Annotated in this window: 18 protein-coding genes; 1 reads left to right on the top strand and 17 read right to left on the bottom strand. The window is 67.0% G+C overall.

Translation table 11 applies throughout. The features are described 5' to 3' along the window. Positions 1-436: 436 nt before the first annotated feature. Positions 437-1,090 carry a 7-cyano-7-deazaguanine/7-aminomethyl-7-deazaguanine transporter gene (locus E8F20_RS26965; protein ID WP_280286483.1) on the top strand — a complete coding sequence of 218 codons (654 nt, stop codon included), beginning with the start codon at positions 437-439 and terminating at the stop codon, positions 1,088-1,090. Here the strand turns inward: E8F20_RS26965 and gspM are convergent. The 17 genes from gspM to E8F20_RS26880 form a co-directional block, all read right to left on the bottom strand. After that, a complete protein-coding gene (gspM, locus tag E8F20_RS26960; protein ID WP_280286482.1) occupies positions 1,027-1,557 on the bottom strand; it encodes a type II secretion system protein GspM in 531 nt (176 codons plus the stop codon). The two genes, E8F20_RS26965 and gspM, sit on opposite strands and share 64 nt — an antisense overlap. A gap of 3 nt (positions 1,558-1,560) precedes the next feature. Then, positions 1,561-2,649 (bottom strand): type II secretion system protein GspL, encoded by a 1,089-nt coding sequence (gspL, locus tag E8F20_RS26955; protein WP_280286481.1) that lies wholly within the window; start codon positions 2,647-2,649, stop codon positions 1,561-1,563. Between the two features lie 5 nt (positions 2,650-2,654). Beyond that, a complete protein-coding gene (gspK, locus tag E8F20_RS26950; protein ID WP_280286480.1) occupies positions 2,655-3,530 on the bottom strand; it encodes a type II secretion system minor pseudopilin GspK in 876 nt (291 codons plus the stop codon). Next, a complete protein-coding gene (gene gspJ, locus E8F20_RS26945; protein WP_280286479.1) occupies positions 3,523-4,122 on the bottom strand; it encodes a type II secretion system minor pseudopilin GspJ in 600 nt (199 codons plus the stop codon). The genes gspK and gspJ overlap by 8 nt, the downstream gene beginning before the upstream one ends. Further along, complete coding sequence (gene gspI, locus E8F20_RS26940; RefSeq protein WP_280286478.1) at positions 4,119-4,499, bottom strand: type II secretion system minor pseudopilin GspI; 381 nt, start codon at positions 4,497-4,499, stop codon at positions 4,119-4,121. The genes gspJ and gspI overlap by 4 nt, the downstream gene beginning before the upstream one ends. Beyond that, positions 4,480-4,971, bottom strand: a complete 492-nt coding sequence (gene gspH, locus E8F20_RS26935; protein WP_280286477.1) for a type II secretion system minor pseudopilin GspH — start codon at positions 4,969-4,971, stop codon at positions 4,480-4,482. The genes gspI and gspH overlap by 20 nt, the downstream gene beginning before the upstream one ends. Position 4,972: 1 nt before the next feature. Further along, positions 4,973-5,407, bottom strand: a complete 435-nt coding sequence (gene gspG / locus E8F20_RS26930; protein ID WP_028630798.1) for a type II secretion system major pseudopilin GspG — start codon at positions 5,405-5,407, stop codon at positions 4,973-4,975. A 15-nt stretch (positions 5,408-5,422) separates the two neighbouring features. Then, positions 5,423-6,631, bottom strand: coding sequence for a type II secretion system inner membrane protein GspF (gspF, locus tag E8F20_RS26925; RefSeq protein WP_280286476.1), 1,209 nt, complete (start codon positions 6,629-6,631; stop codon positions 5,423-5,425). Between the two features lie 2 nt (positions 6,632-6,633). Then, positions 6,634-8,118 (bottom strand): type II secretion system ATPase GspE, encoded by a 1,485-nt coding sequence (gene gspE / locus E8F20_RS26920; RefSeq protein ID WP_280286475.1) that lies wholly within the window; start codon positions 8,116-8,118, stop codon positions 6,634-6,636. After that, entirely contained in the window at positions 8,115-10,010 is a 1,896-nt protein-coding gene (gspD, locus tag E8F20_RS26915) for a type II secretion system secretin GspD (RefSeq protein ID WP_280286474.1), read from the bottom strand. Before gspD ends, gspE begins: the two co-directional genes overlap by 4 nt. A gap of 22 nt (positions 10,011-10,032) precedes the next feature. Beyond that, positions 10,033-10,515, bottom strand: coding sequence for a type II secretion system protein N (locus tag E8F20_RS26910; protein WP_280286473.1), 483 nt, complete (start codon positions 10,513-10,515; stop codon positions 10,033-10,035). Between the two features lie 5 nt (positions 10,516-10,520). Further along, the gene (locus E8F20_RS26905) at positions 10,521-11,036 is read right to left on the bottom strand and encodes a cytochrome b/b6 domain-containing protein (protein ID WP_280286472.1); all 516 of its coding nucleotides are present in this window, start codon (positions 11,034-11,036) and stop codon (positions 10,521-10,523) included. Between the two features lie 61 nt (positions 11,037-11,097). Further along, positions 11,098-12,597 carry an N-acetylglucosamine-binding protein GbpA gene (gene gbpA, locus E8F20_RS26900; RefSeq protein ID WP_280286471.1) on the bottom strand — a complete coding sequence of 500 codons (1,500 nt, stop codon included), beginning with the start codon at positions 12,595-12,597 and terminating at the stop codon, positions 11,098-11,100. 177 nt (positions 12,598-12,774) lie between these two features. Beyond that, on the bottom strand, positions 12,775-14,967 hold the full coding sequence (locus E8F20_RS26895) for an ATP-binding protein (RefSeq protein ID WP_280286470.1): 2,193 nt from the start codon (positions 14,965-14,967) through the stop codon (positions 12,775-12,777). Positions 14,968-14,986: 19 nt separating this feature from the next. After that, the gene (locus E8F20_RS26890; RefSeq protein WP_280286469.1) at positions 14,987-15,628 is read right to left on the bottom strand and encodes a response regulator transcription factor; all 642 of its coding nucleotides are present in this window, start codon (positions 15,626-15,628) and stop codon (positions 14,987-14,989) included. Between the two features lie 293 nt (positions 15,629-15,921). Then, positions 15,922-16,872, bottom strand: a complete 951-nt coding sequence (locus E8F20_RS26885) for an adenosine deaminase (protein WP_028630805.1) — start codon at positions 16,870-16,872, stop codon at positions 15,922-15,924. A gap of 273 nt (positions 16,873-17,145) precedes the next feature. Next, a complete protein-coding gene (locus E8F20_RS26880; RefSeq protein ID WP_280286468.1) occupies positions 17,146-18,108 on the bottom strand; it encodes a 2-oxoglutarate and iron-dependent oxygenase domain-containing protein in 963 nt (320 codons plus the stop codon). Positions 18,109-18,160: the final 52 nt, after the last annotated feature.

Here is an 18,160-nt window from a genome sequence, read left to right as displayed (position 1 = left end):
GGGCCGCATCGCGGCCCTTCTCGCCTGTGCTTCCTTTGTAGGGGCCAACTCAATTGAACGTGGGAAACCACGTCCCTAGGACGTGGTCATGAGCCATCGGCTTTGCCTGTGACTATTGAAATGCACCGAATAGCAGGAAGAAGTCGGATTTTCAGTAGCCCGGATGAAATCCGGGGCAAGCCCAACCGCCGCTCCCGGATTTCATCCGGGCTACGATGTGCCAGCCTGCACCGAGAGTTGGCCACGCCTCCTTATAGGGGGGGAAAGCAAGTCCGGGTTCTACGACCGCGGATGTTGACTCGTCAGCCTGGACGGACGCGCGCATACGAAGCGGCTTTTCCTGACGCGCGGGTCAAGTTAGAATGCGCGCCGTCGTTGGCCAGGGGGCCGCGACATGGGTTCCCTCACCCCATCGGTAAAAAGGATGCCAATCACCATGCCCGCTGCTTCTCCCACGGTCTGGCGCCCGGCGCTGACCGGCCTGATCGCGTTCCACATCCTCATCATCATCGCCAGCAATTACCTGGTGCAGCTGCCGATTACCCTGTTCGGCTGGCACACCACCTGGGGCGCATTCAGCTTCCCGTTCATCTTCCTGGCCACCGACCTGACCGTGCGCCTGATGGGCAAGCAGGCCGCGCGGCGGGTAATCGCACGGGTCATGCTGCCGGCCCTGCTGGCGTCCTATGTGGTTTCGGTGCTGTTCCAGGAGGCGGTCTTCCGCGGCTTCTCGGCCCTGGGCGAGTTCAACCTGTTCGTCGCGCGCATTTCCCTGGCCAGTTTCCTGGCCTATGTGCTGGGCCAGGTGCTGGATATCCAGGTCTTTGACCGTCTGCGGCAGATGCGCCAATGGTGGATAGCCCCGGTGGCTTCAACCATTGCTGGCAACCTGCTCGACACCTTCGCCTTCTTCTCCGTGGCGTTCTGGCGCAGTGATAACCCGTTCATGGCTGAACACTGGGTGGAAATCGCCACCGTGGATTACGGCGTCAAGCTTGCCATCAGCCTGGTGTTCTTCGTGCCGCTCTACGGCATGCTGCTGGGCGGCATCCTGCGCCTGCTGTCGCCCAGCCCGGCGCGGGCTTCCTGAGGCGCCTCCACCACCATCCGCACCTTCACGTCAGCCTCGCGGCTGACGTCCATCCCCAGCGACACCACCTCCACGCCGCTGTCTTCCAGTCGTTCCATCCAGGCGAGCACGCTGTCGAGCGTGCCCGCCAGATGGAGGTTCACGCGCCCTGAGTCGTCGCCGTCCATGCGTTCGAGGGTGATGTCGGCGTTAGCACTGGTCCTGGCGAGGTATCCCGGCAGGGCGGTCGGGGGAATGCGCTCGCTTGGCGGAGCGGGGTTGTGGGGCAGGTTGGCAAGGTCGATCTGCAACTGGAGTTCCTCCTGGTAACGGCGTTCGGCGTGCTGCAAGGCGTGTTGCTGGGGCTGCCAGATCAATCGCCAGGCCAGCACCAGGCCGACGAACAGGGCCAGTGCCAGCAAGGCGCGGCGCTCCCGAGCGGGCAGGCGCTGCCAGTGCTGGTGCAGCGGGTTCAGTAGTCGGGACATGTGTCAGTCCTTGATTTGCAGGCGTGCACTGACCCCATCGGAATCGCGCACGGCGGAGTCGGAAAGGACGATCAGGCCCTGGCGCACCAAGCCTTCACGCAAGCGTTCGAGATCGGCGAAGGCCGGCGCGCGAACGCGCAGGGTCCAGCCCTCGCCCGCCTGGTAGTCGAGCCGGCCAACCTGAGCGATGGCACCGCCGCTGCTTTTCCATAGGCGTGCCAGGCTGTCCAGGCCGTGGGCCAGGCCAACGTGGGGCTGGCCGGCCTGCTGCATCCGCGCGCGCACTTGACGGGGCAGGTCGACGACGGGCCCCGAGTCAGGGGCGTGCAGTTGCCAGACCGCCAGGTTGGCCTGGGCCAGTTCGTGGGCGCGATGCTCCAGCATGAGCCGGTGACCGATGTCCTGCCCCAGCTGCGCTGCCACGCCCAAGGCCGCCAGCAGTACCAGGGGCCGCCAGGGCAGGCGGCGCCCGGAGGCGCGGGCGAACTCGTCCTGGCGCAGGTCGATGGCGTGCCGCGAGCCTTCGGCCAGCAATGGCCAGGGGGCTTCCTCACACCACTGGAGGTCGTCCGGCAGGCGCGTGCCGAGGTCGGTCCGTTGCTGGTCGTCCACGGCCAGGCGCAGGGGCGCGGCCCCGCCGATCAGCCAGCGGCCGGCACAGCGCAGTGCCAGAGCACGTTCCCCCGGCAGGCAGTCGGCGTCGATATGGATGCGCCTGGGCGCAAGGCCGTGCTTGGCGAGCCGGGCGAGGACCTGGCGCAGCCAGTCGCGGCGCACCACGAACAGGCGGCAGTGCCGCCGCTGCTGCAAGGACCCTCGGGCCAGCAGCATGTCATCGAGGTTGTCCAGCAGCCGTTCCTCCAGAGCCGAATGGATCGCCTGGCGCAGCCAGCGGCCGCTGCGGGCAGGCACCTCGATACGGTGATGGCTGGCAGCTTCGGCCGGCAGCAGCAGGGTCAGGTCAAGGCCGGCGAGGTCCCGGGCGGCCTGTTCGAGGTTGCCCTGGATGACAGCGCCATTGGCGCGCCACCAGCACAGCGACCAGTCGCCGTCCGCCGGGGCAGGGGGGCTGAGATGAAGCCAGGCTTGCACGTTGGTTACTCCGAAAAGCGGGTGTCGGGAGGGGCGAGCCGGCGGCGCAGGACCTCTACCCGGCCATCGGCGCGGGTGTGCAAGTCACTGACCAGACGCAGGCGACGCACGCCCAGCTCGACATCCAGGGTGGCGCGGAAATGCTCGCTGCTGATGCCAAGTCCCAAAGAGCGGACCTGGCGGTCCTGCAGCAGCGGCTGTTCGAGAAAGGCCTGGACGCTGGCATAGCCTTCCGCTGGCCGGGCCTGGACGATGGCGCGGGCGACGGACAGGTCGAGGCTTTCGAGCGCGGCCAGTACTTCGGCCGGCGCGGTGCTGACGTTCAGCGCGCCTTCCGTGGTGCGGACCCAGGGCCGCAGTCGGCGCAGGTTCGCAGCGTCCAGTGCCGCGAGGCGTTGCAGCTCGCTGATGTCGGCCATGGGCAGCGGCCTGCCATCGCGGCCTGGGCGGGACAGCAGGCTGGCCGGGTCATGGGCGGGGAGACCGAGCACGCCCAGCAGGCGCTGGTAGCGGGCACGCAGCACGGGGTCACTGTTCCCATTCTGGGTATTCAGGTCGAGGCGGCCGCTGAGGTCCTCCAGACGGATGCGGATGTGCCCACCTTCGATGTCGAACGCGTGCTCGCCCTGGGCCCAGCGCTGGGCGAGGTGCACGCGACCGCGTTCGTCCGCGTCGCGCAGGTCCGCCAGCAGTTGCTGGCGCGCCCAGGCCTCGCCGCTCAGGGCCAGTTGCCAGAGCTGCTGCTGGTACAGCTGATTGGCGCTGCTGGCCAGGCTCAGGCGCTGGCGGGCGAGCATGTCGCTGACGATCAGGGTGACCAGGGCGGTAACCAAGAGCACGCTGATCAGGGCTACGCCCCGTTGACGGCGGTACTCAGGCATCGCCGTCTCCTTCGAAGCCGGGTAGCAGGATGACCCGGCGGAGGCCGGGGTAGCCGGGGGCGTCCAGTTCCAGCTCCAGGGCCAGGGGCAGGCTCAGCGGCGCGCTGGCGATCGGCCAGCTGTCATGGCCCTCGCCCTGGCTGTCGATGTAGCGCAGGCGAAACCCGTTGATGCCGTCGAGCAGCCGCTGGCTGTGCAGGGGCGGCGCTTCCAGCTCGCGGCTGGGCGGGCTGCGGTATTGGCGCCGCCACTGGCCATCGCGCCAGGTATGGCCAACTTCCAGCACCTCGCTGCGGGCCTGGTGCAGCGGGTTGCTCCAGCCACCGCGCACCAGCCGCAGGTTATCCGGTTGGCCGATCAGGGCCTGGCGCCGGCTGGGGTCGTCGCCCAGCGGATAGGCGATGGCCTGGGTCAGGTCGCGCTCGAACAGGCCGAGGGCGCGTTGCAGCTGGCGCAACTGGACTTCGTGCGCGGCAATGCGCTGGTCGCTGTGGATCACCCGCTCCAGCAGGCGATAGCAGGCCAAACCCAGCAGGCTGAACAGCGCCACGGCAATCAGCACCTCCAGCAGGGTGAAACCGCGCTGGGTCATGGCTGGGCCTCGATGAAACCCACAAGGTGCGCGCGGCGGATTGGGCGAGCACCGTCCACCAGGACCTCCAGGCTGACCTTGAGCAAACGCGGGTCCGGCGCCGGGCCGACCTCGCTGACCAGCCGCCAGTCGCGCCCGGCGAAGCCGAGACGCTCCTCATCATGGCCGCTCGGGGCCGGACGCATATGCGCGCGCAGCTCGTTCAGGCGATTGTCCGCGAGCCAGTGGGCCAGGCTGCGTTCGGTCAGCGCGGCGCTGGTGCCGGCCACGTGAATCGCCGCGTTGTAGAGGGCAATGGAAAGGGTGGCGAAGATCGCCAGGGCGACCATCACCTCAAGCAGGGTAAAACCCTGTTGCTCAGGGCGCGAGGCGTTCAAGGCGAACCTCCTCCAGACCGTCGCTGGACAGGGCGAGCAGGGGCACCTGCCGGTACTCCAGGCGCAGGGTGAAGGGCGACACCTCATCGCTGGAAAACACCAGCAGTTGCGGTGCCCGGCGCCGCTCGCCGCTGTTCGGGGCGGGGGCTTCGTCGTCCAGTTGCAGATGCAGGCGCAGGTTGGCCGGCAGGCGTTGCGCGCGGTAATCGGGGGCGGGCTGCCACTGGCCGTCAAGGTCCAGGCGTTGCACGGAGTAGCCCTCGGCGTCGATGCGCAGGCCGAAGTCGCGATGGCTGAGCACCGCCTCCTCCCGCAGCAGGCCGAGCAGGCTGCGTAGCCGCTCGGCCTCGCGCAGCGCCTGCGGGCCACCGTTGTCGCGCTGCACCAGGGTCACGAGGCCGGCGAGCAGGCCGATCACGACGATGACCACCAGCACTTCCAGCAGGGTGAAGCCCGCGCTCGCGCGTTGCACGTCAGAGGTCCCAGTTGCCGATGTCGGCGTTGAGCCCGTCGCCGCCCGAACGGCCATCGGCGCCGAAGGAGAACAAGTCGTAGGCGTTGCCGTCGCTGCCGGGGGCGATGTACTGGTAGGCGTTACCCCAGGGGTCGACGGGCAGGCGCTTGAGGTAGCCATCGAGGTTCCAGTTGCGTGCCGGCGGGGTGCCGGAAGGGCGGCTCACCAGGGCGTCGAGGCCCTGCTGGGTGCTGGGGTAGACATGGTTGTCGAGCCGGTAGATATCCAGGGCCATGGCGATGGCCTTGATGTCGCTCTGCGCGGCGGTGACCTTGGCCTGGTCGGGGCGGCTCATGAGCTGCGGGACCACCAGGGCGGCGAGCACCCCGAGGATGACCACCACCACCATGATTTCGATCAGGGTGAAACCCCGTTGTTGCGATTGCGTGGGCATGACTGTGCCTATCTGTCAGGTAACGAGTTGGTTGAGGCTGAGGATGGGCATCAGGATCGCCAGCACGATGAGCAGCACGCTGGCGCCCATGAACACCAGCATGGCCGGCTCGAACAGACCGACCAGCAGGGCGATGCGGCTGGCCAGGTGTGCTTCCTGCTGGCGCGCGGCGCGCTCGAGCATGGCGTCCAGCTCACCGGAGCGTTCGCCGCTGGCGATCATGTAGAGCATCATCGGCGGGAAGTGGCCGCTGCGTTCCAGAGCCCGGGTCAGGCCGCCACCTTCGCGCACGGCACGCGATACGTCTTTCAGACCGGTCCGAATCTGCTGGTTGGCCACCACCTCGGCGGCGATCTCCAGGGCATCCACCAGCGGCACGCCGCTGTGTCCGAGGATCGCCAGGGTGCTGATGAAGCGGCTGCAACTGCCGGCGCGCAGCACCTTGCCCAGGACCGGCAGACGCAATAGCGCCGCATGCCAGCGCAGGCGCGCGGCGGGCCTGTGCAGCATCAACCGGGACGCGCCGGCGAGGCCGGCGAGCAGCGCCAGCATGATCAGGCCGTAGTCGCGCAAGGCGGCGCTGACGGCGATCAGGCCACGGGTCAGTGCCGGCAGCTCCTGGCCGCTGTCGATGAACACCTTCACCACGTCCGGCACCACGAAGCCGAGCAGGAAGCCGACGATGCCGAAAGCTGCCAGCAGCAGGATGCTCGGGTAGAGCAGGGCCAGTTGGATCTGCTGCCGCGCTGCGTGGCGCGCTTCGGTGTAGTCGGCCAATTGCAGCAGCACCTGGCCCAGGTGCCCGGCGCGTTCGCCAGCGGCCACCGTGGCGCGGTACAGCGCCGGGAAAGCGCGGGGGAAATCGGCCATGGCGCGGGCCAGGCCGTGGCCTTCGAGCACGCGCGCGCGAATGGCCAGCAGCATGCCCTGGTGGCTGCGTTTCTCGCATTGGGCCGCCACTGCGGCGAGCACTTCTTCCAGCGGCAGCGCCGCTTGCACCAGGGTGGCGAGCTGGCGGGTGAGCATGGCCAGCTCGGCCGCGCCGAGGCCGCGTCGATTGTTGCTGCCCACCGTGCGCAGACCGCCACGGGCAGCGCGCAAGCGCAGGGGTACCAGGTGACGCTCGCGCAGCAACTGGCGGGCCTGGCGTTCGCTGTCGGCCTCCTGCACGCCGCGCAGCTTGCGGCCGGTCTGGTCCATGGCGAGGTATTCGTAGGCGGCCATGCTCAATCCTCGCGGGTTACGCGCAGCAGTTCTTCCAGGCTGGTGACGCCTTCCAGAACCTTCGCGCGGCCATCGGTGAACAGGCTGGCGCCGTGCAGGCGGGCGTGGCGGGCCAGCTCGGCTTCGCCTGCGCCCTGGTGAATCAGTTGGCGCAGGGTTTCGTCCAGCAGCACCAGTTCGTAGATGCCCTGGCGGCCGCGGTAGCCGCTGTGCTGGCAGGCATCGCAGCCCACTGCGTGCCACAGCGCTGGCGGCTTGGCCCGGTCCAGCCCGAGCTGTTCGCAGGCAGCGGCGTCGGCCGGGGCCTGCGTCTTGCACGCGGGGCAGAGCACGCGCACCAGTCGCTGAGCCAGTACGCCCAGCAGCGAGGTGCTGAGCAGAAAGGGTTCGACGCCCATGTCCACCAGGCGGGTGACGGCGCCCACGGCGCTGTTGGTGTGCAGGGTGGAGAGCACCAGGTGGCCGGTGAGTGAAGCCTGCACGGCGATCTCGGCGGTTTCGCGGTCGCGGATCTCGCCCACCATCACCACGTCCGGGTCCTGGCGCAGTATGGCGCGCAGGCCGCGGGCGAAGGTCATGTCCACCTTGGTGTTGACCTGGGTCTGGCCGATGCCCGGCAGGTGGTACTCCACCGGGTCTTCGATGGTGAGGATGTTGCGGGTCAGGCTGTTGAGGCTGGCCAGCCCGGCGTAGAGCGTGGTGGTCTTGCCCGAGCCGGTGGGGCCGGTGACCAGCAGGATGCCGTGGGGCCGGTGCAGGGCGCCCTCCAGCCGTTCGCGGCTGTCCGCTGCCATGCCCAGGCGGCCGAGGTCCAGGCGCCCAGCCTGCTTGTCCAAAAGGCGCATTACCACGCGCTCGCCATGGGCCGAGGGCAGGGTGGAGACGCGCACGTCCACCTCGTGGCCGGCGATGCGCAGGGCGATGCGGCCGTCCTGGGGGATGCGCTTTTCGGCGATATCCAGCTTGGCCATGACCTTGATTCGCGACACCAGCAGCCCCGCCAGCTCGCGGCGGGGGCGCAGGACTTCGCGCAACAGGCCGTCCACCCGCAAGCGCACCGAAAGGTGCTGCTCGAAGGTTTCCAGGTGGATGTCCGAGGCCTTGGCCTTCACTGCCTCGCCGAGGATGGCGTTGATCAGGCGGATGATCGGCGCGTCGTCTTCCTGTTCCAGCAAGTCGGTGGTCTGCGGCAGTTGTTCGGCGAGGCTGGCGAGGTCGTCCTGGCCGGCGATCTCGGCACCCAGGCCCTCGGCCACCTGCATGGCGTCATCGCGACCGTCGCGGTAACGCTCGGCCAGACGCTGGGCGAAGTCCTCGGCGTCGAGCACCAGGCTACGCCCGCTAACGGCGCCGTGCCGGCACACTTCAGCGAGAATTTCCAGTGGCGTATCCGCCCGGCACACCAGCAGCGAGCCGCCTTCGCCAGGCTCCAGCAGCACACCGTGGCGCCGGGCATAGCTGAACGGCAGATTGGTCACGACGGTCACGGGCGTGGCTCCTGCTGGCGCATGTCCAGCACCTGATCGTTCTTCGATGCGTCGAACAGGCCGCGGCTGTCCTTGGGCAGCAGCAGGCGGTTGTCGCCTCCGTTGGCCGGGCGCAACTGGCGCAGGTCGTTGTACTTGCGCGCGCTGGCCTCGGCGCTTGCGCTGCTGTCGCGCAGCAGGGTCGGGCGCAGGAAGACCATCAGGTTGGTCTTCTCGTTGACCTCGCGGGAACTGCGGAACAGGCGGCCGAGCAGCGGGATGTCGCCCAGCAGCGGCACCTTGCTCACCTGGGTCTTGAGGTTGTCCTTGATCAGGCCGCCGAGCACGATGATCTGCCCGTCGTCGGCGAGGATGGTGCTTTTCACCGCGCGCTTGTTGGTGACTACGTCGCTGGTGCTGATGCCGGCCGGGGTGGTGGCCAGCTCGGAGCTCTCCTGCTCCACTTTCAGTCGCAGCGAGGCGCCCTCGTTGATGTGCGGGGTCACCTTGAGGGTGATGCCGACATCCTTGCGCTCGACGGTGGTGAAGGGGTTGCTGGCACCGGCGGTATCGGTGGTGTAGGAACCGGTCTGGAAGGGCACGTTCTGGCCCACGAGGATCTCCGCCGTCTCGTTGTCCAGGGTCAGCAGGCTCGGGGTGGACAGCAGGTTGTTGTTGGCGTTGCTGGACAGCGCGGTGACCAGCGCGCCGAAGTTGCGGCTGCCCAGGCCGATGATGGCGCCCTCCGGCAGGTTCGGCAGCTTGTCTTGATTGGCTTTGGCGAGGGTACCGATGGCCAGGCCCGTGCCGGGGAAGTTGCTGGCGCCGAACCCGTGCTCCCCGCTTCCGGCCCACTGCACGCCGAGGGCGTCGCTGATATCGCCACTGACTTCGACGATGGCCGCTTCCACCAGCACTTGGGCGCGCGGGCGGTCGAGCTCGCCAATCACCTTGTCGAGCATGGCCAGTTGCGCTGGCTCGGCCATCAGCACCAGGGCGTTCTGGCTCTTGTCGGCGCTGACCAGCACGCTGCCGCCGGCGCTGCCACCCTCGTTACCGCGGCCATTGTCCAGGTGCTTGCCGATGCCATTGAGCAGTTCTTCCAGTTGCTTGGCGTCGCTGTGGTGCAGGCGCACGACGCGGGCGCTGTCGTTGGCGCTGCCCGGCACGTCGAGGGAGCGGGCCAGCTCGGCCATACGCTGGCGCGCCTGGGATGGGCCGATGAGGATCACCCGGTTGCTGCGGGCGTCGCCGACGGCCTTGGTGTTGCTCGGGCCGTTGCCGTTCTGCGTGACGCTGTCGGTCAACGTCTTGGCGACATCGACGGCCCAGGCGTGCTTGAGTTCGAGGGTGCTGAAGGCCGGATTGCCGGCGCCGTCCAGCTCGCGCACCACCTGGCGGATGCGTGCGACATTGCTGGCGCTGTCGGTCACCACCAGGGCGTTGGAACTGGCCGAGGGCGCCACATAGGCGTCCGGCGCCACCAGCGGGCGCACCACCGCGGCCACTTCGCTGGAGGTGGCGTTGTGCAGGGTCAGGACTTCGGTGACGAACTCGTCGCCGGCCGTGTCGCTGGCGCGGGTCTTGGCGTCGGCGACGGGAACGATCAGCACCCGGTCGCCCTGGTCGAGGGCCGCGAAGCCCTGGCTGCGCAGCACGGTGAGGAATAGCGAGTAGATGCCGTCCTGGTCCATGGCGGTGGAGGATTGCACCGTCACGCGGCCGCTCATGTTCGGGTCGAGCACCATGGTTTTGCCGGTGATGTCGCCCACTTCGCTGACCAGGTCGCGCAGTTCCGCATCCTTCATGTTCAGGGTCCATTGGCGTTCGGCGCCCTTGGCGGCCAGCGTCGGCAGCGGGGCGAGCAGGGTGCCGAGCATCAGCAGGGCGCCCGTGAGTCGGGTCAGGTTCATGGCGTTGTCTCTACCGGGTTGGTTATGGCACGGCGCGCGGCGCCAGCAGGCGTTCGCTGGCGCGAGGAAAGGACAGGCGCTGCTCGTGGCCGCCGGCCTGGATCACCACGTGGTCGGGGTACACGGCCTTGAGCCGTGCACCACCGGGCAGGCGGTCGCCGAGGCGGTAAAAGGCGCTGCCGTCGGGAGACTGGATCAGCGCGCGGGAGAGCACCGCGTGGCCCTCGCTGAGGCTGGCCAGCAGGGTCAGGTCGACGGCGTGGGGGCTGCCTGCCAGCGGCTCCAGCGTTACGGCGCCGAAGAGTTCGGCGATGGCGCGGTTATCCAGCGGATGGTGGGCCGGGTCGGACTCGGCGCTGGGCGCGGTCGTCAGGGCAAGTGGCGTTTCCAGCGCTTGCCAGTGGTGCCAGCCCTGCAGGCCTAGCCAGCCCAGCCAGGCGCCCAGGACGGCGAGGCCGAGGGGAATCAGGCCGCGCTGCAGCGAAGGGAAGAGGTTGCGCAGCATGGCGATCACAGGGCCATGCGGCGCAGCACACCGTGCCCGCGTATCTGGTGCATGGCTACGGCGGCGACGTGGCCGATCACCAGCAGGGCCAGGACGATGCAGCTGTAGCGGTGGGTTTCGTCGAAGAATTCGATCAGTACCGGCTCGCTGAGGGGCTGCGGCAGCACCAGCAGGTCGAAGACGCTGATGGGGCGATCCATCATCAAGACGCCGGTCAGCAGCACGACGGCCAAGGTCACGTACAGCGCCAGGTGGCCGGCCTGTGCCAGCAGGTGGGCACCGCGGCTCCCATGTGCGGGGCCATGCGGCGCCGGGTGAGCCAGGACGTAATACAGGCGCAGGACGAAAAGCGGGATCAGCAGCGCGGTCAGCGAGACGTTGATGAAGGCGATGGCGTTCTCGACGGATTCGGGCAGGTGCGCCAGCGAGTTGAAAAAGCCAGTGGCGGTGGCCCAGATGATCACTGTGGCGAAGCACCAGTGCAGCAGCCGGCGCGGCGTGGAGTAGCGTTCGGAAGTCATGTCGGTTCCCGGGCGGGAGCGTGGCGCCGGAGCGCCACGCTCGTTCAGGTTGCGGGAGGGGTTACTTGCGGATCCAGGCCTGCGACCAGAACTGGCCTACGCCGGGCTCGAAGTGGTTGGCGCTCGCACTCCACTGCGGGCAGAAGCTGCTTTGGGGGAACGGCTTGCACTCGTAGATGTTGCCGTCCTTGGCCAGGACGCGGACGCCTGCACGGTAACTTTTCACGCCATCGGGGAAGACGTAGTCGTACTTGGCGGTGCCACCGCCATTTCCGCTTTCATCCTTGAGGGTGAAGTGGTGGGTTTTCTGCAGCAGCTCGCCCTTCTCTGGCTTGGCCAGCACCACCAGATCGTACTCACCGGCCTGGACGTTCTTCAGCGGCAGGCTGAAGTGCGGCATGTTGTTGCCGGCCTCGCCCTGCTGGTAAGCGATGCTCTCGCCCTTGGCGTTGAATACGGTCGCGTCGATGGTGTACTTGCCGCCCTGGGCGATGGCGTTGAAGTGCAGCTCGGCGGAGCCGTTCTTCAGGGTGTAGCTGTCCTTGAGGCTGGAGAGGCTGAGCGCGGCCGGAATGCTCGGCTGCTCCTTCTGGATCTCCACCCGGACCACGTCACTGCCGGCCTTGGTGTAGATGTTGTTGGTGCCGTAGTTCGGTACCACTTTGCCGTCGGCGTTCAGCTGGCCCATCAGGTAGCCGGCGTTGGCTTGATTGGCCTTCTGCGCCAGCAGGTAGGGCCAGGTGTTGGCCTGGGCCTGCTGGGCGTTGTCGATGCGCAGCAGGGTCTGGCGGTTGGCCTGCTCACCGGCCTTGGTGAAGACGCGGGTCGTCACCTTGTCACCGATGCTCAGGGCTTCCGGCTGCACGGCGCCGATGGTGGTCCATTCGCTCGGCGGCGCACCCTTGTTATCGATGTTCACGTCGATGGCCTGGTAGAAGGTGGCCGCGGTGTCACCGATCTTCCAGGTGGCCAGGACCACGTGGTAGCCGCTGCGGTCGGATGGGATGTTCACCTTGTGCGTGGTGCGGCTGCCGGACGACGGCCGCGCGCCATTGGCGTTCTCGTGCAGCAGGGGCTTGGACTCGAAGGACTCGCGGGTCAGCGGCTGGTTCGGGTTCCAGTCCTTCTTGGTGATGTAGAACTGGTAGTAGGCAGTGGCATGGCCGGCGGTATAGCGCCAGTTGAAGTCGTTGATGCCCGGCTTGATGGTGGTCTTCTGCCAGCGGGTCGCCGACTGCTCGTTCAGTTTGGCGAAACCCTTGATACCACCTGACGGGATGGTGCCGTCGGCCGGGCCGCATTTAGTGAAATCGTCCGCGCAGTAGCGGCCCTTGTAGTGGTGGCCGACGCTCGGCGAATACTCGATGCTTTGCGGTTCCCAGGCCACGGAGCCGCAGTCCTTGTTCAGGCTGCCGCCGGACGCGGCGCACATGTAGGCACGGGATTTCGGGCTATCGACATAGCCATGAGCGGAAGCCTGCTGGGCACCGAGTGCAGCCAGGCCGAGGGCGGCTGCCAGCGGCAGCATGCGCGCTGCCAGGGGGCGAGTGGAGTGGTTCATCGAGTTACCTTTTTGGGCGTTGGAAATGTCCATTGGGGTGCCCGGCTTTTCCGGCCGATGGGGGATGGAGGACACCGACGGCGTGGGGCATTCCGGGCCAGTTCAGAGTGACCGGTCAGCTCGAGTGGCCCCATTGGACGAGTCCGAAAGCGTGGTGTTCTTTCAGGGGTGAGGTCGTCATGGGTTGGCTCCAGTCAGCCGTTCCTCGACCTGCCGCAACAGTGTTTCGAGGCTTGCCAGAACCTCGGCCTGTTGTCGGCGAAGGTCGTTGGCGCCTCGCGCCAGGGCTGGGGAAAGCCCGTGGCAGGCCTGCATGAGGCCAGGCGCATCGATGGTGCAGGCGAGGCCGGCCAGGCGGTGCGCCACCTGGCCGACGGCTTCAGGGTCATCCGCCGGCAACGGTGTCTGCAGGCGTTGGCGCTCCTGGGTGAGGCTGGCACGAAGCTCGGAGAGCAACCTGTCGAGCAGGGCCGCGTCGATGCCCTGCAGGCCTTCGAGGTGGGACAGGTCGAAACCCTGGTCGGCGCTGGTAGTCGCCGGGACCGGGTCGATCGCCGGCAGCGCACCGCCAAGGGCACCGCGCAGGCGGGCGAGGGTCACCGGCTTGATCATCAGCTCGTCCATGCCGGCCTCCCGGCAACGCGACTCTTCCCCGCTCAGGGCGCTGGCGGTGTAGCCGATGATCCGTATCGGCGCGATGCCTTGCGCGCGTTCGCGGGCACGCACTGCCCGGGTCAGCGCATAGCCGTCCATGCCGGGCATGTTGCAGTCGCTGATGAGGACGTCGAAGGGGCGTTCCGCCCAGGCGCGCAGCGCCGACTCAGCGTCGCTGACGAAGGTCCCGCGATGACCGAGGCTGGCCAGTTGTTGCTGGAGGACCAGGCCGTTGGTGGAGACGTCGTCGACGATCAGCACCTCGAGCCCTGTCAGGTCCCCGGCGACCGTTGCGACAGGCGCCGACTTCACGCTGTCATCGGCCGGGGTCCACGCCAAAGGCAGCTCGACGTGCACCCGGCAGCCCTGGCCAAGTTCGCTCTCCAACCAGATGCGCCCGCCCATGAGACAGGTCAGATGACGGCAGATGCTCAGGCCCAGTCCCGAACCGCCGCACTCGCTGGATACCTCGGTGTGCGCCTGCCGGTACGCGTCGAAGATACGCGGCTGGATTTCCACCGGGATGCCGATGCCGCTGTCGCTGACCTGGATTCGCAGCAGGCTTTTGCCTGTCGATTGTTCGAGCGCTTCGGCGTGCAGGGTCACGTGGCCCTGGTGAGTGAACTTCACGGCGTTGCCGAGCAGGTTGTGCAGCACCTGGCGCAGGCGCAGCGGGTCCAGCAGGTAGTGCCGGGCGACTGGGAGCGCGCACTGCAAACTCAGGTCCAGACCCTTTTCCCGCGCCTGGGCGGCGAACAGGTCGAGACTGCCCCTGAGCAGCGTTTCGAGGTCGGTGGGCTGTGGCGCCACCTGCATCTGTCCGGACTCGATCTTGTCCAGGTCAAGGATGTTGCCGATCAGGTCGATCATCGAGTGGGCCGACTGCTGGGCGATGCGCAGGTTTTCGGTGGGCGCGGCGTGGGTGGCGGTTTCCAGCTCCAGCAGCCCGACCAGGGCGTTGAGCGGGGTTCGCAGCTCATGACTCATGGTGGCGAGGAACCGGCTCTTGACCGCGCTGGCCTTGACGGCGGTCTGCTGCGCCTCGCGTAGACGGTCTTCCAGGTGCTTGCGGTCGCTGATGTCGATCCAACCACCGAGCAGGCCCTGAAGAGTGCCCCTGGCGCTGTAGAAGGGCACCAGCCAGTGATAGACGTGGAAGGTACGCCCGGCGCTTTCGATGCGGCAGTCGAAGTAGCGCGGCTGGCGATGCAACAGCAGTTGGCGGTACTCCGCCGCCAGCAGCTCCACCAGCTCGGGCGGGGCATCGGGCAGTTGCTGGACACGGGTGCCGCGCAGTTCCTCGAGGGCGCTACCGAAAAAGTTCTCGTAGGCGCGGTTGCAGGTCGTCAGCCGTCCTTCTAGGTCGCGGACATAGAGCGGCGTCGGCAGGCCGTTGAGCAGGGAGAACTGGAAGGCCAACTGGTCGCACAGCTGGTCCTGTGCCGCGCGACGTTCGCTCACCTGGCCCTGCAGGCGCCAGTTCCACAGCAACGATGGCACCACGATCCAGGCCACCAGCAGAAAGGCGTGCCAGAACGGGTGCGACGGCGGGGCGTCCTCGTCGTCGAGGATCGTCATCGCTTCGGCCGGGTCCATCGACAGGTGCGTTGCGTCGTCGGACGACACGGCGTCGTTGGCCTGGGTGATGGCCGGAATCGGCAACAGGCAGGCGCAGCAAAGCACCAGGCATGAGAGCAGCCTGTAGTGGTTGGGCATATCGGCCTCCGGCGGGGCGTCAGGCGAGCCCGTGTTCCTGGATGTAGAGGTACAGGGCGGCGTTGGTGTCCAGGCCGAGCTTGCGCATGGCGCTGGTCTTCTGGGCGCTGATGGTCTGTTTGGAGCGCACCAGGCGTGTGGCAATCTCACCCACACTGAGGCCGGCGCCATAGAGGCGCAGCACCTCCACCTCGCGGGGGGACAGTTGCTCAGGTACCGCCAGGGCTTTGCCGTGCTCGGCCTCGCTGACGTCCAGCAGGTGTTGCAGGGCGGGGGAGAGGAAGGGCGCGCTGGAGCGGCTGCGGATGGCGCGTGGCAGGTCATTGAGCAATCCGCGCTTGCTCACCAGCCCCTGCACGCCCTGGCGCAGTACCGAGGCGATCAGCGCCGGGTTGTTGAGCATGGTGACAACAATGATCTTCAGCGCCGGGTAGTGCCGCCGGAGTCGCTGGATCAGGTGCAGGCCGTCGACCTGGCCGCTCTCCGGCATCATCAGGTCGGTCACCAGGAGATCGCAGGGCTGACGATCAAGCTGCTCGAACAGGCTATCGACACAGTGCGCTTCGCCCACCACCTTGAGGTTGTCGCAGGTATTGAGCAGGGCGCGCATGCCGATCAACGTGATGGGGTGGTCATCGACAATGACGATTCGGGTCTGCATGAAGGGGGAGCCTCGGTATCCATCGAGTTTTGGTCTTGTGGCGAAGACTGCGCGGGCGGTCTCGCAAGGCGATGGGAGGCATCTTAAAGGGCGCCGGAAGCGGGTCTGGCGGGGCGTCCATCCCGGACTACCCGGCTCTAGGAAATTTCCTACAACTTGCCCGCCGATGGCATGGTTTGCGGACTCATTCGCGAAGAAAGGGGAGGGTGGACAGCGGATGTGCTGCCCACCAGGTGAAGCCAGTCATGACGTCGAAGGTGGATGGAAAGGGCGCCATCCACCCCGCCTGGTGATCACTTCACCAGGCGCGCATCCAGGCTGTTCTGCGCCAGGCGCCTGGCCTGGTCCTGGGTCATGCCCAGGTGCTCGTGCAGGGCGGCGAAGTTCTCGGTGACGTAGCCGCCGAAGTAAGCCGGGTCGTCGGAGTTCACCGTCACTTTCACGCCGCGCTCCAGCATCTCGAGGATGTTGTGCTGGCGCATGTGCTCGAACACGCAAAGCTTGATGTTGGACAGCGGGCAGACGGTGAGCGGGATCTGTTCGTCGATGATGCGCTGCATCAGGCGCTCGTCCTCGATGGCACGCACGCCGTGGTCGATGCGCTCGATCTTGAGCAGGTCCAGCGCTTCCCAGATGTACTCCGGCGGGCCTTCTTCGCCGGCATGGGCGACGGTGAGGAAGCCTTCGCCACGGGCACGGTCGAACACGCGCTGGAACTTGCTCGGCGGATGGCCTTTTTCCGAGCTGTCCAGGCCAACGGCGATGAAGGCATCGCGGAAGGGCAGGGCCTGGTCGAGGGTTTTCTGGGCTTCTTCTTCGGACAGGTGACGCAGGAAGCTGAGGATCAGCCCGGAGCTGATGCCCAGTTGCTCGCGGCCGTCTTCCAGGGCCTGACGAATGCCGGTCAGCACCACCTCGAAGGGAATGCCCCGGTCGGTGTGGGTCTGCGGGTCGAAGAAGGGCTCGGTGTGGATCACGTTCTGCGCCTTGCAGCGTTCCAGGTAGGCCCAGGTCAGGTCGTAGAAATCCTGCTCGGTGCGCAGCACATCGGCACCGGCGTAATAGAGGTCGAGGAATTCCTGCAGGTTGTTGAAGGCGTACGCCTTGCGCAGGGTTTCCACATCGGCCCAGGGCAGCGCCACCTTGTTGCGTTCGGCCAGGGCGAACAGCAGTTCGGGCTCCAGGGAACCCTCCAGGTGCAGGTGCAACTCAGCCTTGGGCAGGGCATTCAGCCAGTCGTACATGGTGGTTTCTCGTTTTCAGGCCAGATCGCCGGAAAGTTTAACTGGCTGGATGGCAATGTGCTGAGCCAGCGCCTTGTGGGGGCGATTTCAATTGTCGTGCCTGCGTTAGCTGTTGCGAGCGATTGACCGTGGGGCAGAGAGCCTTGTAGGAGCTGGCTTGCCAGCGAAACGGGGCCATTCGCTGGCAAGCCAGCTTCTACGGGTCATGCAACTGCGTGCAACACGTCATGCAGACAGAGCGATTTCAATCGCCAATGAATTCTCCCCACACGGTTATGCGATTTCCTCGCGGCGATAGGCGTAGGTATCGGCAAAACGCGAAAGCAGATAGTCGGCGCTGGTCACCGCGGGGTATTTGGGCGGGTTGGCTGCGCTGGAGCAGTTCGGCAGGCAACTGATTTCAGTGTCCGGGTGCGGCTCGGCGAAGAAGGGCATGGAGTAACGATCGACCCCCAGCGGGCTGATCACCCGGTGCGGCGTGGACTTGTAACGGTCGTTGCTCCAGCGCGCCATCATGTCGCCGAGGTTGACCACGAAGCTGCCCTCGATCGGCGGCGCGTCGATCCATTCGCCTTTCACATTGCGCACCTGCAAGCCGCCAGCGTCGTCCTGGTAGAGCAGGGTGATGCAGCCGTAGTCGGTGTGGGCACCGGCGCCTTGCTGCTCGGCGGAGCTGGCGGTGTGGCGCGGCGGGTAGTGGATCATGCGGAACACGCTGATCGGCTCATGGAAGCGCTTGTCGAAGAAGTCCGGCTCGATGTCGAGCGCCATGGCGATGGCCCGCAGCAGGGTCTGCGCCAGGGCCTGCATGTCCTGGTAGTGCTGCTCCAGCAGCGCTTCCCAGCCGGGCACCTGCGGGTGGCGATTGGGGCCGCGCAGCGGCTTTTCCGCCAGCACTTCGGGGTGATCGGCGGCCATGTGGAAGCCCATGTCGAAGGTTTCCTTGAGGTCGCTGGGTTTGCTCGGGTCCAGTTGTTCGGTGGCGATGGCGCCGTAGCCACGGTGGTGGCGGGTCTGGGTGATGTCGATCTGCAGCTTCTCGGCATCCGGCAGGGCGAAGAAGGCCTTGGCGGCGTCCAGCAGGCTCTTGATCCGCACCGGGCTGATGGCGTGCCCGGTGATGTAGAAGAAGCCCCATGCGCGGCAGGCAGCATCTATCTGTGCAGCCACCTCGCGCCAGGCGTCTGGCTCGTCGGCGTAAAGCGGGGCGATGTCGATGATCGGGAGCTGGTTCATCGGGTGATCCTTGGATTCCTTGTCGGGCGCTGGCTCTTTCCCCAACCCTCTC

This window comes from Pseudomonas sp. BN415 (assembly GCF_029871195.1).
GTDB lineage: Bacteria > Pseudomonadota > Gammaproteobacteria > Pseudomonadales > Pseudomonadaceae > Metapseudomonas > Metapseudomonas resinovorans.
This window is presented reverse-complemented; position numbering and strand designations above follow the sequence as displayed.

Excerpts from the sequence above, each read along its gene's own strand:
- E8F20_RS26965 (WP_280286483.1), top strand. The coding sequence starts at position 437 with ATGCCCGCTGCTTCTCCCACGGTCTGGCGCCCGGCGCTGACCGGCCTG.
- gbpA (WP_280286471.1), bottom strand. The coding sequence starts at position 12,597 with ATGAACCACTCCACTCGCCCCCTGGCAGCGCGCATGCTGCCGCTGGCA.
- gspM (WP_280286482.1), bottom strand. The coding sequence starts at position 1,557 with ATGTCCCGACTACTGAACCCGCTGCACCAGCACTGGCAGCGCCTGCCC.
- E8F20_RS26880 (WP_280286468.1), bottom strand. The coding sequence starts at position 18,108 with ATGAACCAGCTCCCGATCATCGACATCGCCCCGCTTTACGCCGACGAG.
- gspJ (WP_280286479.1), bottom strand. The coding sequence starts at position 4,122 with ATGACCCAGCGCGGTTTCACCCTGCTGGAGGTGCTGATTGCCGTGGCG.
- gspF (WP_280286476.1), bottom strand. The coding sequence starts at position 6,631 with ATGGCCGCCTACGAATACCTCGCCATGGACCAGACCGGCCGCAAGCTG.
- E8F20_RS26905 (WP_280286472.1), bottom strand. The coding sequence starts at position 11,036 with ATGACTTCCGAACGCTACTCCACGCCGCGCCGGCTGCTGCACTGGTGC.
- E8F20_RS26890 (WP_280286469.1), bottom strand. The coding sequence starts at position 15,628 with ATGCAGACCCGAATCGTCATTGTCGATGACCACCCCATCACGTTGATC.
- gspG (WP_028630798.1), bottom strand. The coding sequence starts at position 5,407 with ATGCCCACGCAATCGCAACAACGGGGTTTCACCCTGATCGAAATCATG.
- gspD (WP_280286474.1), bottom strand. The coding sequence starts at position 10,010 with ATGAACCTGACCCGACTCACGGGCGCCCTGCTGATGCTCGGCACCCTG.
- E8F20_RS26895 (WP_280286470.1), bottom strand. The coding sequence starts at position 14,967 with ATGCCCAACCACTACAGGCTGCTCTCATGCCTGGTGCTTTGCTGCGCC.
- gspK (WP_280286480.1), bottom strand. The coding sequence starts at position 3,530 with ATGCCTGAGTACCGCCGTCAACGGGGCGTAGCCCTGATCAGCGTGCTC.
- E8F20_RS26910 (WP_280286473.1), bottom strand. The coding sequence starts at position 10,515 with ATGCTGCGCAACCTCTTCCCTTCGCTGCAGCGCGGCCTGATTCCCCTC.
- E8F20_RS26885 (WP_028630805.1), bottom strand. The coding sequence starts at position 16,872 with ATGTACGACTGGCTGAATGCCCTGCCCAAGGCTGAGTTGCACCTGCAC.